This is a genomic window from Nitrospira tepida (genome assembly GCF_947241125.1).
GTDB classification, from domain to species: Bacteria; Nitrospirota; Nitrospiria; order Nitrospirales; family Nitrospiraceae; genus Nitrospira_G; species Nitrospira_G tepida.
Window position 1 is genome coordinate 2,960,356 of sequence record NZ_OX365700.1, and the last position, 16,213, is coordinate 2,976,568.

Here is a 16,213-nt window from a genome sequence, read left to right on the forward strand (position 1 = left end):
CCCTCCTTGTGAATGGTGGTCAACACACCGCCGTTGTCTGCCGTACCAACCAAGAAGACGAACCAGGAAGACCTGTCGGCCTCTCCCTGATGCGAAGGAGCCGGATGCTAGCATGCGGTTGAGACAAAGCCAAGCCATACGAGCGGGCGACACGATCTTTCCAACGCCGAGCCTTCATGATCGACGATGGCGGAATCGAATCACGCCGGATTCAGGACTCTGATGCGCCGGCACGAAACCGGCCTTCTCGAGGACACGGATCGAAGCCGCCAGGTCTGGCAGGGTCTCCGCCAGTACGCAGGCCACCCGCCCGCTTCCTCGCCTTGCAGTCGCCCGAATTCATCTGCTATTCTTCGTGCTTCTTTCACCACGACACGGTCGTCTCTATCCTGACACATCGATTCCAAGGAGTGGCATATGGCCGGCATGCAGCGGGCGCTGATCAGCGTGTCTGACAAGACAGGCATTGTCGAACTCGCCAGGGGGCTGGAGGCCCTCGACACGGAAATCCTTTCGACCGGCGGCACGGCCAAAACGCTCCGCGAGGCGGGCGTGACGGTGGTCGATGTCGCAGCCTACACCGGATCGCCGGAGATTCTCGACGGCCGCGTGAAAACGCTCCATCCCAAGATTCACGGCGGCCTCCTCGGCCGGCGCAGCCTGCCGGCGCATGTCGAGCAGATGCGGCAGCACCAGATTGGCCCTATCGACGTGCTCGTGGTGAACCTCTATCCGTTCGAGGCCACGATCGCCAAGCCCGACTGCCCGTTCGAGGAGGCCATCGAACAGATCGACATCGGCGGCCCCTCAATGCTGCGGTCGGCAGCCAAGAACCACGAGGACGTGCTGGTGGTGGTCGATCCCGCGGACTATCCGCGCGTGTTGGAGGCGGTGAAAAGCGGATCGGTGCCGTCCTCCCTCCGGCGCGAACTCGCGTTGAAAGTCTTTCAACACACCGCCCGGTACGACAGCCTGATTGCCGGCTATCTGGAACGGCAGGTGCAGGGCACGGAGACGAAGTTTCCATCCGTCCTGTCGTTGCAGTTTGAGCGGGTGGAAACGCTCCGCTATGGCGAGAATCCGCATCAACAAGGCGCGTTCTATCGTGACCTCCAGGCCACGGAACCGTCCGTGTCGCGCGGGAAGATCCTGCACGGCAAGGCGATGTCCTACAACAATTTCCTCGACGCGAACGCTGCGCTGGAACTGGTCAAAGAGTTCGATCAGACCGCGGTCTCGATCATCAAGCATAACAATCCCTGCGGCGCCGCCTTGGGCGCCACGCCCGTCGAGGCCTACGTGAAAGCCCGCGAGACCGACCCGGTCTCGGCGTTCGGCGGCGTGATTGCATTCAACCGACCGGTCGACCTGGCCGCCGCGAAGGAGATCACCGCCACCTTCGTCGAGGTCGTCATCGCGCCGAGCTTCGCGGAGGATGCCCTGGCCGAGTTGAAGCGCAAGAAGGATATTCGGCTGTTGGAAGTCGGCCCGCTCCGCAAGGCCGGCCCCGAGGGCTACGATCTCAAAAAACTGGTCGGCGGTCTGATCGTCCAGGACCGCGACCTGGGCGTCCTCTCCGACCTCAAGGCCCTGTCCGTGCCGACGGTGCGCAAGCCCACGGAGGAGGAATATCGGGCGGCCGGCTTCGCCTGGATCGTGTGCAAGCATGTGAAGTCCAACGCCATCGTCTATGCGAGGCCGGGACAAACGGTCGGCATCGGCGCGGGGCAGATGAGCCGCGTAGATTCGGTCAAGCTCGCCGGCATGAAGGCGCAATTGCCCGTGAAGGGCTGCGTGATGGCCTCGGACGCCTTCTTCCCGTTCCGCGACGGACTGGACGCGGCGGCCCAGGCCGGCATCACCTGCGTGATCCAACCAGGCGGGTCGATCCGCGATAGCGAGGTCATCAAGGCGGCGGACGACCATGGGATGGCGATGATTCTGACGGGCATGCGCCATTTCCGCCACTGACGGATGCTGAAACCGGTCCCCAACGTCGTTCTCAGTTGCTCGTGCCCTTCGACAGACAGAGACAGAGTACGCCTCAGAGCCCTCGCGCCTTGCGGCCTTGTTGGAGAACCGGTTTGAGCATCCGTCTCACCTCCAAGACCAATCGAGCAACGGCGTTCTGATGAACATCCTGGTCATCGGGAGCGGCGGGCGCGAACATGCGATGGTGTGGAGGCTCGCGCAGAGTCCGCGGCTGACCCGCCTCTACTGCGCCCCCGGCAACGGCGGGATCGCGCAACAGGCCACCTGCGTCCCGATCGCCGCGGAGGATGTGGCCGGCCTCAAGGCCTTTGTCCAGCGCGAGGGCATCGATCTCACCGTGGTCGGTCCCGAAGCCCCGTTGGCCGCCGGGATCGCGGATGAGTTCCGCAAAGCCAAGCTGAAGATCTTCGGGCCGACCGCGCTTGCCGCCCAAGTCGAATCCAGCAAGATCTTCACCAAGGAGCTGCTGACCAGCCATCAGATTCCGACCGCGCGCGCCCAATCGTTCGATCAGGTGGAGCCCGCCTTAGCCTATTTGCGCGACCAACCGCTCCCGATCGTGATCAAGGCCGATGGGTTGGCGCAGGGCAAGGGTGTGGTGGTCGCCACGACCGCCGCCCAAGCCGAGGATGCCGTGCGCGACAGTTTGGAACGGCACCTGTTCGGGGCTGCCGGCCGGCGGGTGCTGATTGAACAATTTCTCGACGGCGAGGAGCTCACCGTCATGGCCGTGACCGACGGCAAGACCGTGATTCCGATGCTGCCGGCGCAGGACCACAAGCGGGTGGGGGACGGCGACACAGGACCCAACACCGGCGGCATGGGCGCCTACGCCCCGGCGCCGCTCGGGAGCGCGGCGTTGATCGAGCGGGTGCAGCGCACGGTCCTGCAACCGACCGTGGACGCGCTCTCGCGCATGGGCCGTCCGTTTCAGGGCGTGCTCTACGCGGGATTGATGATCGTGAAGGGTGAGCCCTACGTGCTGGAGTTCAATGCCCGCCTGGGGGACCCGGAAACCCAGGCGGTGCTCCCCCTGTTGAAGACCGATCTCGTGGATGTCATCGAAGCCGTGGTCGAACATCGGCTGGATCAATGCCGTATTGAGTGGCATCCGTTGACCGCGGTCTGTGTCGTGCTGACCTCGGGCGGCTACCCCGGTTCTTATCGCCACGGCTGTCCGATCAGCGGTCTCGCGGCCGCGCGGCAGGATGACGGACACCATACCATCGTCTTTCATGCCGGCACAGCGGTCACGGACGGCTCGCTCGTCACCGCCGGAGGCCGGGTCTTAGGGGTGACGGGATTGGGGTCGACGCTGCTGGAGGCTCGGGAGCGGGCCTATGCCGCCGTCCGGCCGATTCAGTTCGACGGGCGGCATTTCCGCACCGACATCGCCATGCGCGCGCTGCGCCAGTCCCGCGCGTAAACCAGGATGCCTCCGCCGACTCATCGTGTCACTCATCGATTGTGTTGACGGCTTCTCGCCCGCGCTGCTGACGGAGTTGCGCTCCATCATCCGGCACGACGGCATCCTGGCTGCGGCGACCGAAAGTTCCTATGCCCTCTGCGGCTCGCCCTGGAGCGAACCCGCGGTCGCGCGGATCAACCGGCTCAAGGGGAGGCCGCCGGACAAGCCGTTGCTGGTGCTCATCCATCGTCCTGAGGAGCTGGTACGTCTGACGCGGGACATTCCGGAGCCGGCTCGAGTCCTCATGCGGCATTGCTGGCCTGGTCCGCTCACCATCGTGCTGCCGGCCCATCCATCGTTGCCACCGGGGCTCACCGCCGGCACGCAGACCGTCGGCATTCGCTGGCCCGACTACCGGCCGCTGGTTCCGCTCTTGGAGGCCGTCGGGCCGTTGACCGGCACCAGCGCCAACCGATCGGGGCACGAACCGCTGACCGACGCGCAGTCCGTGCAGAAGGAATTCGGCTCCGACCTCGATGTCGTGCTGGATATGGGCCCGACACCGGGCGGCGCACCCTCGACCGTCGTGCACATCGAGGCCCACGCCGTGCGACTGCTCCGGGCCGGACCGGTCGCCGCGCCCGAGCTCCGGACATTGCTGGCGCCACTTGGTATCGCGCTGATTGAGCCGGCAGCCGGTGACCTCGCCTGACGCGGACCGGCTGGCACAGTCGTACTCACCTCACACCAAACAGGAGAGAAGGAGAAATGAGAACATTGTCCCGCTGTGGTTGGACCTGGTCGCGGACCATCGCCCCGGTTGGTCTCGGCATCTTGTTGCTTGCGATGACGGGCTGTGACTGGTGGCCGCCGGCGCTGCAATCGCAGATCGAGCAGCTCAAGACCGATCTGCAGACCTTGACCGCGGAACGCACCAGGCTCGAACAGCAGGTCTCGGCCCTCACCCGCGCGCGGGAAGATCTTCAGGTCCGGGTGGATCAATTGGCGCAGGTCAATAAAGAGCGAGGGGCGATGATCGCCGACCTGGAGCGGTCGCTGAAGGCCGCCCGCCAGCAGAAGGCGGCCCCGGCGAAATCGAGCACTGTCAAGGCCAAAACAGGTCACCCGACCAAGGCGAAGACCACTGTGCAGAAGACGACGAAGAAGAAGCCGACAGCAACCAAACCGAAGGCGCGTCCCTGACGAGCCCCCGATAGTCGGTCATGGAATCGGAAGGAACGGCCGCTAGCTGGAGGAAGAAGACGAACTGCCACCGCTGGACGCCGACGTTCCGCTGGACCCGGACGAGGCCGGGGCGGCGGTCGAGGCCGATGAGGCTGACGAGGGGGCGCCACCGCCGCCCGAGGGACCAGTGGCTGCGGTGCCTGTGCCTGCCTTGGCCGGAGCCGCGGCATTGCTGTCGCCCTTGCCGTTCTCGGAGGGCTTCAGCTTGTTGGAATAGTCCGTAATGTACCACCCGCTGCCTTTGAACATGATCGCTGGCGAGGAAATCACTTTGTTCACGGCGTGGCCGCACCGTTCGCAAGTGGCAATCGGCGGGTCGCTCACCCGCTGTTTCACCTCGAATCGGTAGTCACAACCCTGGCAGACATACTCGTAAATCGGCACGGATGGCCTCCCTTCTCACGCGACACAACTTCAACCAAGATAACGCTGGATGGCCTGAAATCAAGCCCCGGCCTCACTCGAACTGCTGCCAGGTGGGGGCGAGGCAACCAGTGGACGGAACGGCGGCCGCGACTACCGGCTCAGGTTCCGGAGAGCCGTCTCCATGCGATCCATCCCGCGGGTGATCGCATCAAGCCCGGTGGCATAGGACAATCGGATGTGATCCTGGCTCCCAAACGGCTCACCCGGCACCACCGCAATTTGAGCCGTCTTCAAGAGATACTGCGCCACCTCGCTCGGCGTCCGAAGCGCGGTGTCATCCGCACGGGCGCCCAGCACGCCGGCAAGATTGGGAAAGGCATAGAAGGCCCCCGTCGGCATCCGGCAATGGACTCCGGGCATCTTGTTGAGCCGTTCGACCATGACCCGGCGCCGCCGCTCGAATTCTGTCACCATTTCCGTGACGAACCGAACCCCCATCTTCAGCGCCGCCACTGCCGCCTTCTGCGAAATCGAGCAGGGGTTCGAGGTGCTTTGGCTCTGAATGTTGGCCATCGCCGTGAGCAGATCTTTCGGGCCGGCCGCGTACCCGATGCGCCAGCCGGTCATGGCAAACGACTTGCTCACACCGTTGATGACGACGGTGCGGGCGGCGACTTCCGGGCTCAGGCTGGCGATGCTGAGGTGGCGGACCCCGTCGTAGATGATCTTTTCATAGATCTCGTCGGAAATGATGAGCAGATCATGGCGGCAGGCTACCTCCGCGATCACGTCGAGCGTCCGCCGGTCGTACGTGGCGCCTGTGGGGTTGCACGGGGTGTTCACGACGATGGCCTTGGTCCGCGGCGTGACCAACGTTTCGAGTTGCTGCCGATCGATCGCATAGCCGTCCTCTTCGCGGGTCTTCAGCCACACCGGCGTCCCGTCGTTCAGCAGCACCTGGTCTTGATAGGACACCCAGAACGGCGTGGGAATAATCACCTCGTCGCCGGCTTCGATCAGCGCCTCGAAGAGATTGTACAGGGAGTGTTTCGCCCCGCAGGACACAAGCACCTGCGTCCGCTCGTAGGACAGCCCCTGCTCGGCGCGCAGCTTGTCCACGATCGCCCCGCGTAAGTCGTCGATGCCGGAGGAGGGCGTATATTTCGTAAAGCCGGCGTCGATGGCGGCCTGCGCCGCCTCCTTGACCGGCTGCGGCGTATCGAAATCCGGCTCTCCGGAGGCGAAATCGATCACGTCGACGCCCTGCGCGGCCATAGACTTGGCCAGGGCGGTAATCGCCAAGGTCGGGGAGGGGACCACCCGAGCGGCCCGAGCAGCCAGTTTCATGACGATCCGCTCCGTAATCGTGCCTGGAGTCGCCGGGCGACGTCCGGATGGAGAAACTTGTTAAGGTCGCCCCCGTGGCGGCCGACGTCCTTGATGAGACTTGAGGTCAAATAGGAATACTCTTCGCGCGGCATGAAAAATACCGTCTCGATCGAACTGTCCAACTTGCGGTTGACGAGCGCCATTTGAAACTCATATTCGAAATCCGAAATCGCGCGCAGCCCTCGGATCACGGCGCGCGCCCCCATGCGGCGGACAAATTCCACGAGCAGGCCCTCGAAACTCGTCACCTGCACCCCGGGCAACTCCTTCGTCACCACCCGCACCATCTCGATCCGTTCTTCCAGCGTAAATAACGGCCGTTTGGCGGGATTGGGCGCCACGGCGACCATGACCTGGTCGAACACGGAGAGGCTCCGGGTGATGATATCAGTGTGCCCATGCGTAATGGGATCGAAGGTGCCTGCGTAGATGCCGAGTTTCATGCGGACTCCGCCGATGCAACCATTGAGCAGGCCTCCTGACGATACAGCGTGACCGCCGAGTCCCCGTACCGATACGTCCGCGCCCTGGCCAACGGGCCAAAGCCCGGCGGCGGGACGAAGTCCGCGTCATGCTCGACCGCCACGATCGCGCGCGGTTCCAGCAGGCGCGGAGGAAATCGGGCCGCGAGCCGGGTCACCTCCTCCGTCGCGCGATAGGGCGGATCGGCCAGCACAAGGCGGAACGGCGGCAGGGTATCGGCCACACGCGACAAAAAGGTTTCCACCCGACGCACGTGGACCTCCACACTGTCCGTCAACCCACAGGCTTGAAGATTCTCTCGGATGAGGCGGATTGAGAGAGGATCGGCTTCGACAAACGTAACGTGGGTTGCCCCTCGGCTGAGCGCCTCAATGCCCAACGCCCCGCTGCCGGCATAGAGGTCAAGGACCCGTGCGCCTTCCACCTCGCTGCCGAGGATGGAAAAGAGGGCTTCCTTGACCCGATCGGTGGTCGGCCGAATCGTCAGCCCGCGGGGAGTCTTGAGCCGGCGCCCTTTTCGCTTGCCCGCAATAACCCGCACGCCAGAACCACTTGTATCCGCGGACTCTAACACAGGGATTTTCAGAGGGTCAAGGCAACGACCAGGCGGACTGGCACCCTGGCGACAGGGCAGCCTCGGCGTCGGTCGAGGCTGTGTTTTGACGGACTTTACGGGGATTGTCTATAATCAGCCCGCGCACCGGCCGGAGCTCAGCCGTCACCGTGAACGACTGCGGGTCGATCATCGGCCTGCTGAGCGGCAGCCGGCGCGCGAGGGTGAAGAGGCGGGCGAGTCAGCGGGTCGCGGCGGGCTGCACTTCTCGCAGCGTCAGGCTCTTTTTCCGATTCGCCGCGATCGTGCGATCGATGATGGCGCCGCAATTGATGCACTTCCAGGCATAGAAGATCAGGAAGAAGTCGGAGAACCGTTCGAGCATCATGAGCCCTTTGCACTTCGGACATTCCATGGGAGCCTCCTCAGCTCGGTGCGTTGCGCGATGGACGCGCCATGGAAGCAAGTCACGAACCAGCATGAATGATCAAGACTTATCAATGGCTTATCGTTTTCACGTCGGTCAGAAATGGCGCGAAGTGCTCAACTTTATCCAGGGCCGCTGTACAAAAACGTTCACGGAGAGGGGAACCTGACTTCGGTGCCGCGAGGATCACACCCTAAGTCCGCCGTCATCCGGATCTGCGACTGGCCCGAACGGGAGCGACCACGGGAACGGCTGCTGCGCGACGGAGCCGAGAGTCTCTCCGATGCGCAACTGTTGGCCATCGTCTTGCGCGTCGGCCGGCCGGAGGCCTCAGCCGTCCAGGTGGCGATGGATCTCCTGTCCCGAACCAATGGGCTCCAGGGGATTGCCCGGATAGGGACGGACGCCCTTTGTCGGGTGCCCGGCATCGGGCCGGCCAAGGCGGCGCAATTGAAAGCCGCCGTCGAGATCGGCAAGCGCGCTCTGGCTCAACCGCTGTCGACCGGACAGCCGATCCGCTCCAGCGGGGACGTGTTCCAGGCCTACGCGCCCCAGCTTCGGGATCTTCGCCATGAAACCTTCCGGTTGCTGCTGTTGGATGCCAAGCATGCGCTGATCCGGGAAACCACCATTTCCGAAGGCACCCTGACCGCGAGTCTCGTGCATCCCCGGGAAGTCTTTTCTCTGGCCGTCCGGGAATCCGCGGCCGCCGTCATTTGCGTGCACAATCATCCCAGCGGGGACCCGACCCCCAGTCCCGAGGACCGGGCCCTCACCCGCCGCCTCCAGGACGCCGGCGAGCTGCTGGGGATCCCGGTGCTGGACCATGTCGTGATCGGGGACGGGCGTTACGTCAGCTTTGCCGATCGGGGATGGATGGAGGAGCGAACCGTGGCCATGTAACCGTCGTGAGATGGAACGAAAGGAGGACCGCATGAGCGCAGGACCAGGAGCTGTCATCAGAAATGTCGCGCTCGTTTCCTACACCGGAGCCGGGAAAACCTCCCTGGCTGAAGCCCTTGCCTTCGGCGCCGGCGCGATTCCCGCGCCGGGATCGGTCTCCCTCGGCACGACCCTGTCGGATTTCGAACCCGAAGAGCAGCATCGCCAGCATTCCTTTAGCACCGCTCTCCTGCAATTTTCCTATCAGCACCATACGCTATCCATTCTCGATACCCCGGGCGAGCGTAATTTTCAGGGGGAAACGCTGGCGGCCCTGCGGGCAGTGGATGCCGTGATCGTCGTGGTCAACGCGGCCATGGGCATCCGGCCGCAACTCACCCGTCTTTGGGAGCATGTCCGTCTGCTCAAACTCCCCGGCCTCTTGTTTGTGACCGACGTGGAACAGGCCCAGGGGCCGCTCGACTCGCTGATCCGCGACTGTGCCGAAGCCCTCGATACGGTGGCGTTGCCGTTGGTCCTGCCCGTCGGCCAAGGGGAACAGTTCGACGCCGTCGCCGACGTCTTGGCCGGTTCGATGCTGAAATCAGGGCCGGAGTCGAACCGGGTGCAGACCCTCCCGCTGCCGGAGGCCTGCGCCGCCTCCGTGGCAGAGGCCAAACGGCAATTGATCGAAGCGGCGGCCGTGACGGACGATGCCCTGCTCGAGGCCTACCTGGGCGGCGGGGAGCTGTCGATGGACCAGATTCATCGCGGGCTGGCGGCCGCGGTGCAGAGCGGGCGGATGCTGCCGGTGTTGTGCGGATCCGCCGTTCGGCAGATCGGCATCCAGAGCCTCTTGGACGCGATCGTGCGGTTTCTTCCCGCCCCGACCGAGCGGCAGGCAGAGCCGTTCGCCCAAGCCGCCCATTCCAACGGCTCCGCTCCTGTGTCCAGACAAGGGCTCCCCGACGAGAAGTTCGCCGCGCTCGCCTTCAAGACGATCATCGATCCCTTCATGGGGCGCATGACGTATGTCCGCGTGTACTCCGGTTCCCTCCAAGCCGACACCCCGATCTTCAACGCCAGCCGGCAAGTCCGGGAGCGGGGCGGGCACCTCTTCACGGTCATCGGGAAAAAGTATCAGTCGGTTCCGACCCTCACCGCAGGCCAGATCGGCGCCATCGGGAAGCTCAAGGACACGCAGACCGGGGATACGCTCTGCGATGAAACCGAGCCGGTCCTGTTTCCGGCCCTGTCGTTGCCGCGCCCGGTGCTGTCGTACGCCTTGGAGCCAAAGTCGAAAGCCGACATTGAAAAGGTCAGCCTCGGCCTGCACAAATTAGTTGAGGAGGACCCCACGCTGGCCCTGTTGCGCAACGATGAAACGAAGGAACTCGTGTTGAGCGGCCTCGGCCAGGTCCATATCGACGTGGCCGTGGAGCGGCTGCGCCGCAAGTACGGCGTGGAAGTGGAGCTGCACACTCCGCGCGTGCCGTACAAAGAGACCATCCGATCCGCGGCCTCGGCGCAGGGCAAGTATAAGAAACAGACCGGGGGCCACGGCCAATACGGCGATTGCTGGCTGCAGCTCACCCCGCTGGAACGCGGCGCCGGCTTCAAGTTCGAAAACAAGATCGTCGGCGGCGCGATCCCCCGCAATTTCATTCCGGCGGTGGAAAAGGGCGTCGTCGAAGCCATGCATGAGGGCGTGCTGGCAGGCTTTCCCGTGGTCGATCTTCAGGTCACGGTCTATGACGGGTCGTATCATGTCGTCGATTCGTCGGAACTGGCCTTCAAAATCGCGGCGTCGATGGGGTTCAAGAAGGCGATGGAGGCGGCGCACCCGATTCTCTTGGAGCCCTTGATGCACGTCGAGGTGAGCTGTCCCGACGAATTCGTCGGCGCGGTGATCGGCGACTTGAACGGGCGGCGCGGCCGCATCATCACCGTCACGGCCAAGGGCCATACGGAATCCATCGAAGCGATCGTGCCGCTCGCCGAGATGCTCCGCTACGCCTCGAGCCTCAACGGCCTGACCGGCGGGCGCGCGGATTATGCGATGGAACTCGCCGGGTACGAAGAGGTGCCGCGCGACCAGGCCGCCAAGGTGATCGAGGAAGCCAAGGCCTCACGGCATGCGGTGGCCTGACCGGTGAGGAGGGGAGCAGGTCCGGCGAGGGCGATCAGCCGGTCTTGAGGACGACGTAGAAGGCCCGGCTCTCTCGGATCACGCGCAAGAGGAGGGATTCGCCGCGGCGGGCGCGTGCCACCGCGGCCGTGAACTCGCCCACTGAGTTCACTTCCGTCCGATTGACCTCCTTGATCAGATCGCCCTCCCGCAGGCCCTCCGCATGGGCCAGGGTGCCGCGATCGACCTTGGACACCAGGACGCCGTGCGTCTCTTTCAGCTTGAACTTCTCCGCGAGCGCGGCCGTCAGATCCTGGACATCCAGCCCGAGCTTGCCATCGGCATGCACCTGCGGCACGGAGGCCAGCACGGCCCCGTCGCGCCGCTCGGACAGCGCCACCTCGATCTCCCGCCGATGCCCGTCCCGAATGATCTCCACCTTCGCGGTACTGCCGGGGTCCAGCGTCGCCACGACGCGCGAGAGGCGGTTCGGCGAATCGATCGCGGTCCGGTTGATCTTGGTGATCACATCCCCGGGATGAATCCCCGAGGCGGCCGCCGGATCGCCGTCGAAGACCTCGTTCACGAGCACGCCGTCCGTTTCGGTGACGCCGAACTTCTTGGCCAATTCGGCCGTGAGGGGTTGAATCCCAACGCCCAGCCAAGCCCGCACCACGCGTCCCCGCGTCAGCAGTTGCTGCACGACCTGCTTGGCCATGTTCGACGGAATCGCAAACCCGATCCCCTGGGCAAAATTGATGATCGCCGTGTTGATCCCAATGACTTCGCCGCGCAGATTGAACAGCGGCCCTCCCGAATTGCCGGGATTGATCGAGGCGTCGGTCTGAATGAAATTCTCGTATCGCGAGAGATTGATGTTCTCGCGCCCCACGCCGCTGACCACGCCGAGCGTCACCGTCCGCTCGAGCCCGAACGGATTCCCCACCGCCAGCACCCATTGGCCCACGCGCACCGTGGACGAGTCGCCGAAGTTGGCGTAGGGCAGGTCCCGCGGGACCGCCAACTTCAACACGGCGAGGTCGGTATCCTGGTCCCGTCCGACCACCTGGGCAATGGCCTTGGTGCGATCGGAAAACCGGACCTCGACCTCGGCTGCGTCGCCGACCACGTGGTTGTTGGTGACGATATGGCCCTGGCGGTCGATGATCACGCCCGCGCCCGATCCCGTCCCGCCCGGCTGGCGCTCGCGTCCCTGATCCAACGTCCCGGAGGCTTGCACCGGGAAGATGTTCACGACTGCCGGCCCGGCGCGCTCGGCCAAATCCGTGATCACGTCCTGGATCTGTTCCAGCAGCTTGAGTCCGGAGGACACATCGTGCGTCGGCCCCCCTGGTGTTGCGGCCGGAGCCGCGGCAAGGAGCGGGGCGGGCAGCACGCCCAGGCCTAGCAGGGCCACGGCGACAGGGAGATGTCGCCGACATCGGGCGTCCCATGACGAGGATTGGTGACGATCTCCCGTGTCCGTCAGTCCCATGACCCCATCGACTTCCCTTATGCGAGACGTTCCAGAGATCGGCTGGCCGTGAGGTGGGCCACACAGGGCGTCAGAGCCGATTCAGGCCCGACCAGCGCCACCAGATCCCCAGCCCGAAGCATCGACCGTTCCGCCGGATTAAGCAAGACGGCCCCACGGACGATCATCAGCACCCGCACCCCATACCGCGAGGCCAGGACCTCGAACGACAGCCCGATGCAGGACGATCCTCTGGCCACCGGCACATAGGCAAAGGTTTCACCCCGGATCTGGATATCACGATAGTACCGCACCAGATCGTCGTGAACAAATTCCGACCGCAGGACGCCGACCTGGCCATTGATCCGCTCCAACTGTTCTTTATAGGACTGGACCTGGGGGAGGGAGTGACGCAGGAGGTCCTCTGCGGCGGAGGGCGACAGGCGACCCTCATTCGGAGATGAGAAGCCGGTCTCGATGGCCTCGCGACTGACGGCTTCGCCCAGGTGACGGTGGACTCGCGACAGCGCCGCCTGCACCTGTGACGCTTGCCAATGGAGCCGCATCAGTTGCACCTTGCGATTGACCCGTTCGGCCACCGCAAGCGTGCCTTCTTCGATGGTCGCCAGGGTAAACCGGAGTTCCTGGCGGAGACGGGTCAGCAAATCGAGATGGACCATGGCCGGATCAAGTTAATATGTCGTATAAGATCTATTATGTAAACTTATATCGAAATTCTTCAAGACCAAATCCTACGCTCTCGAGGCCGACTCTGCGTGACTCGGCCCGCTCCCTTCCCTCTTTCCAATCTTGGGCTCCGTACCATGCCAGAGACGGCGCATATTCTCCCGGTGCCGGAGAAGAATCAACCCACTCACGACGCACGCAAACACCACCAGCAGGCCATCGCCTCGCACCAGCGCCAACAGCGGAAACACGGCAAAGGCCGCAATCGCGGCACCCGATGAATAACGCCAGAGCGCCGCCGTGCCCAGCCAGACGGCAAGCAGGATCCCTCCCAAAACCGGCTCGACGCCCAAGACCGCACCCAGGGCCGTCGCCACGCCCTTGCCCCCTCGAAACCGCATAAACAGGGAGAACAGGTGCCCCACCACCGAAGCGAGCGCAACCGCCAGCACCATCCAGGTTTCGCCGAAGACCTGCCCCGCGCCCCAGCCGGCCACCCACCCCTTGCCCATATCGCCCAGGAGCGTCAAAAGCCCCGCGTCCTTGCCCGCCACCCGGAGGACGTTCGTGAAGCCGATATTCCGGCTTCCCGTCGTTCGCGGATCGGGCCGACCCAGCGCGCGGCACACCACCACCCCGAAGGGAACGGCTCCCAAGAGATAGCCACCCAGCAGCCACAACGGAAACAGCATCGCGCCGTCTGCTTTCTGCGGATCGAGGTCCGGACCAGGCCGGCGAGCCGGTCGCTACCAGCCCCGGATCGTGATCTGGCGCCAGAAGTTGGCCAGGTAATACCCACCTGAGACCAACGCCATCGCCAAGGAGATATAGAGCAGGATCGTGCCCACCTGATGCAGGTCCAGGAGGAACAGCGAGATCCCGCTGCCTTCCAGAATCAAGAATACGATCGCGACCACCTGGAAGACCATTTTGTATTTGCCCAGAGTTTCGGCGGGCAGAATGATCCCCTGGGCCGCCGCCACCGCCCGGACGCCGGTCACCGCCACTTCGCGGGCGAGGATCAAGATCGCAATCACCGCCGGCACCCGATCGAATTGGACCAAGAGAATCAAGCCCGACAGCACGAGGAGTTTATCGGCGATCGGATCCAGCAGCTTGCCGAGCCGCGTGACCTGACCGCGCCGGCGGGCGAGATAGCCATCGAGCAGATCCGTGACCGAGGCCACGACGAAGACGCTGGCCGCCGCGACGGCCCGCGCCGGCGTCGGATCGGCAAACAGGATCACGAAAATCGGAATCAGCAGGATGCGGCCGAGCGTGAGCAGGTTGGGGAGGTTCGTGCATTCCACCACCCACCCGCGCGGTTCGATGGATTCCAGCCGTTTCATTTAGGCCAACCCGTTTTTCAACAGATCGTGCAGATGCACCACGCCGGCCAGACGCTCCCCCTCGTCCAGGACCACCAAGGACGTGATCGAGAACCGCTCCATCATCTCCAGCGCGCTCGTGGCGAGGGCATCAGGCCCGATGGATTTGGGACGCTTGCTCCCCAAGTCGCCGGCCTTGATGCGCCGGAGGTCCAGTCCCTTTTCAAAGGCCCGCCGCAGGTCGCCGTCCGTCACCACCCCGACCAAACGTCCCCGGGCATTGACGACCGTCGTCATGCCGAGCTTCTTGCCGGTCATTTCCATGATCGCATCCCGCGCCGACGCATCGGCCCGCACCAGCGGAATCGCCTCGCCCTGGTGCATGAGATCGCGCACCTTGAGGAGCAGCCGCCGCCCCAGCGTCCCGGCCGGATGGACCAGCGCAAAGTCCTCTTCCTTGAAGCCGCGCTGTTCGAGCAGCGCGATCGCGAGCGCGTCCCCCATGGCCAGCGCCGCCGTCGTGCTGGCCGTCGGCGCCAGGCCCAACGGACAGGCCTCTTCGGCGACCGACACGTCCAGCACCGAATCGCTGTGCTTGGCCAAGGTCGAGTGGATTTTCCCCGTGATCGCCACGACCGGAATGTTCAGCCGCTTCATGAAGGGCAGCAGCTTGACGATCTCTTCCGTTTCCCCGCTGTTGGAGAGCGCCACCAATACATCGTGGCGGCTCACCATGCCGAGGTCGCCGTGCAGTCCCGCCGCCGGGTCCAGGTAAAACGCCGGGGTGCCGGTGCTGGCCAAGGTCGCCGCGATCTTCTGCGCGATGATGCCGGATTTTCCCATCCCCGACACCACCACCTTGCCTGCGCACCCGTAGAGCAGCTCGACCGCCCGGTCGAACTGCCGGTCCAATCGCCCGATCAAGCCGGTGATCGCCCGGGCCTCGATCTCCAAGACTCGCTTGCCGCTCTGGATGCTCACAGGACAAACTCCGGTCCCTTGCCCGACGCGTCGCACAGGCGCTTCACCCGCTCCAGCAACCGTTTGAGCTCTGACAAAGGGACCATATTGGGCCCGTCCGACAGGGCTTCATCCGGCCGCGGGTGCACTTCCATGAAAAATCCGTCGCAGCCGGCGCCCGCCGCGGCGGACGCCAAGGGGGCGATAAATTCCCGTTGCCCGCTCGAGGTCGTGCCGCCCCCGCCCGGCAACTGCACGCTGTGCGTCGCATCAAAGATGACCGGATACCCCAGGCCTCGCATGACCGGCAACGCCCGCATGTCCACGACCAAATTGTTGTAACCGAACGTGGCGCCCCGCTCGGTCAGCAGGATGCGGCGCGTCCCGCTCTCTTCCAGCTTCTTCACCACGTTCGCCATGTCCCAAGGGGAGAGAAACTGTCCCTTCTTCACGTTCACCACCCGACCGGTTTTCGCGGCCGCCACGAGCAGATCCGTCTGGCGGCAGAGAAAGGCCGGAATCTGGAGCACGTCCACCACCTCGCCGGCCGTCCGCGCCTCTTCGACGGAATGGACATCGGTCAACAAAGGGGCGCCGACCCGCTCCTTGACCTTGCGCAGGATCCCCAGTCCTTCCTGGATGCCCAACCCGCGAAACGACGTGATCGAACTCCGGTTCGCCTTGTCATATGACGATTTGAAAATGTAGGGCATCCCCACGGCTTGCGCGATCTCGGCAATCCGGTGCGCCGTCTCCAGCGCCAGCGTTTCGCTTTCAATGACGCAGGGACCGGCAATGAGTACATGGCGGTGCGCCCCCCCGACCTTGATGGCGCCGATCTCGACGACGTGCATGGGTGTTATCCTTCGTATCCCGCGTGGATGGCGGAAC

At 64.3% G+C, this 16,213-nt stretch carries 17 protein-coding genes; 6 read left to right on the top strand and 11 right to left on the bottom strand.

The features are described from left to right. Positions 1-417 precede the first annotated feature (417 nt). From purH to QWI75_RS14060, 4 genes are all read left to right on the top strand, one after another. Entirely contained in the window at positions 418-1,971 is a 1,554-nt protein-coding gene (purH, locus tag QWI75_RS14045; RefSeq protein WP_289269205.1) for a bifunctional phosphoribosylaminoimidazolecarboxamide formyltransferase/IMP cyclohydrolase, read from the top strand. Between the two features lie 160 nt (positions 1,972-2,131). Then, positions 2,132-3,418, top strand: a complete 1,287-nt coding sequence (gene purD, locus QWI75_RS14050) for a phosphoribosylamine--glycine ligase (RefSeq protein ID WP_289269206.1) — start codon at positions 2,132-2,134, stop codon at positions 3,416-3,418. A 25-nt stretch (positions 3,419-3,443) separates the two neighbouring features. Next, the gene (locus QWI75_RS14055) at positions 3,444-4,112 is read left to right on the top strand and encodes an L-threonylcarbamoyladenylate synthase (RefSeq protein WP_289269207.1); all 669 of its coding nucleotides are present in this window, start codon (positions 3,444-3,446) and stop codon (positions 4,110-4,112) included. Between the two features lie 56 nt (positions 4,113-4,168). Then, complete coding sequence (locus tag QWI75_RS14060) at positions 4,169-4,603, top strand: hypothetical protein (RefSeq protein ID WP_289269208.1); 435 nt, start codon at positions 4,169-4,171, stop codon at positions 4,601-4,603. A gap of 42 nt (positions 4,604-4,645) precedes the next feature. On the opposite strand, the gene QWI75_RS14065 is transcribed toward QWI75_RS14060, so the two are convergent. The 5 genes from QWI75_RS14065 to QWI75_RS14085 all read right to left on the bottom strand — a co-directional run bounded on the left by QWI75_RS14065 (position 4,646) and on the right by QWI75_RS14085 (position 7,851). Next, positions 4,646-5,029 (bottom strand): FmdB family zinc ribbon protein, encoded by a 384-nt coding sequence (locus tag QWI75_RS14065; protein WP_289269209.1) that lies wholly within the window; start codon positions 5,027-5,029, stop codon positions 4,646-4,648. Between the two features lie 132 nt (positions 5,030-5,161). Continuing rightward, entirely contained in the window at positions 5,162-6,358 is a 1,197-nt protein-coding gene (locus QWI75_RS14070) for a pyridoxal phosphate-dependent aminotransferase (protein ID WP_289269210.1), read from the bottom strand. Continuing rightward, complete coding sequence (gene coaD, locus QWI75_RS14075) at positions 6,355-6,843, bottom strand: pantetheine-phosphate adenylyltransferase (RefSeq protein ID WP_289269211.1); 489 nt, start codon at positions 6,841-6,843, stop codon at positions 6,355-6,357. The genes QWI75_RS14070 and coaD overlap by 4 nt, the downstream gene beginning before the upstream one ends. Beyond that, a complete protein-coding gene (gene rsmD / locus QWI75_RS14080) occupies positions 6,840-7,424 on the bottom strand; it encodes a 16S rRNA (guanine(966)-N(2))-methyltransferase RsmD (protein WP_289269212.1) in 585 nt (194 codons plus the stop codon). Before rsmD ends, coaD begins: the two co-directional genes overlap by 4 nt. Before the next feature lie 253 nt (positions 7,425-7,677). Continuing rightward, positions 7,678-7,851, bottom strand: a complete 174-nt coding sequence (locus QWI75_RS14085; protein WP_289269213.1) for a hypothetical protein — start codon at positions 7,849-7,851, stop codon at positions 7,678-7,680. Positions 7,852-8,037: 186 nt separating this feature from the next. Between QWI75_RS14085 and radC the strand changes: the two genes are divergently transcribed. Together radC and fusA are read left to right on the top strand one after the other, a co-directional pair. Beyond that, on the top strand, positions 8,038-8,766 hold the full coding sequence (radC, locus tag QWI75_RS14090) for a RadC family protein (protein ID WP_289269214.1): 729 nt from the start codon (positions 8,038-8,040) through the stop codon (positions 8,764-8,766). A gap of 31 nt (positions 8,767-8,797) precedes the next feature. Beyond that, on the top strand, positions 8,798-10,894 hold the full coding sequence (fusA, locus tag QWI75_RS14095) for an elongation factor G (RefSeq protein WP_289269215.1): 2,097 nt from the start codon (positions 8,798-8,800) through the stop codon (positions 10,892-10,894). Positions 10,895-10,928: 34 nt separating this feature from the next. Here the strand turns inward: fusA and QWI75_RS14100 are convergent, their stop codons facing one another. From QWI75_RS14100 to kdsA, 6 genes are all read right to left on the bottom strand, one after another. Further along, positions 10,929-12,368, bottom strand: a complete 1,440-nt coding sequence (locus tag QWI75_RS14100) for a Do family serine endopeptidase (RefSeq protein ID WP_289269216.1) — start codon at positions 12,366-12,368, stop codon at positions 10,929-10,931. Positions 12,369-12,385: 17 nt separating this feature from the next. Then, a complete protein-coding gene (locus QWI75_RS14105; protein ID WP_289269217.1) occupies positions 12,386-13,027 on the bottom strand; it encodes a TrkA C-terminal domain-containing protein in 642 nt (213 codons plus the stop codon). Between the two features lie 72 nt (positions 13,028-13,099). Further along, positions 13,100-13,726, bottom strand: coding sequence for a glycerol-3-phosphate 1-O-acyltransferase PlsY (plsY, locus tag QWI75_RS14110; RefSeq protein WP_289269218.1), 627 nt, complete (start codon positions 13,724-13,726; stop codon positions 13,100-13,102). A gap of 54 nt (positions 13,727-13,780) precedes the next feature. Next, complete coding sequence (gene pgsA / locus QWI75_RS14115; RefSeq protein WP_289269219.1) at positions 13,781-14,383, bottom strand: CDP-diacylglycerol--glycerol-3-phosphate 3-phosphatidyltransferase; 603 nt, start codon at positions 14,381-14,383, stop codon at positions 13,781-13,783. Further along, positions 14,384-15,343: a KpsF/GutQ family sugar-phosphate isomerase gene (locus QWI75_RS14120; protein WP_289269220.1), complete on the bottom strand. Its 960-nt coding sequence runs from the start codon at positions 15,341-15,343 to the stop codon at positions 14,384-14,386. Beyond that, on the bottom strand, positions 15,340-16,176 hold the full coding sequence (kdsA, locus tag QWI75_RS14125; RefSeq protein WP_289269221.1) for a 3-deoxy-8-phosphooctulonate synthase: 837 nt from the start codon (positions 16,174-16,176) through the stop codon (positions 15,340-15,342). Before kdsA ends, QWI75_RS14120 begins: the two co-directional genes overlap by 4 nt. Between the last annotated feature and the right edge of the window lie 37 nt (positions 16,177-16,213).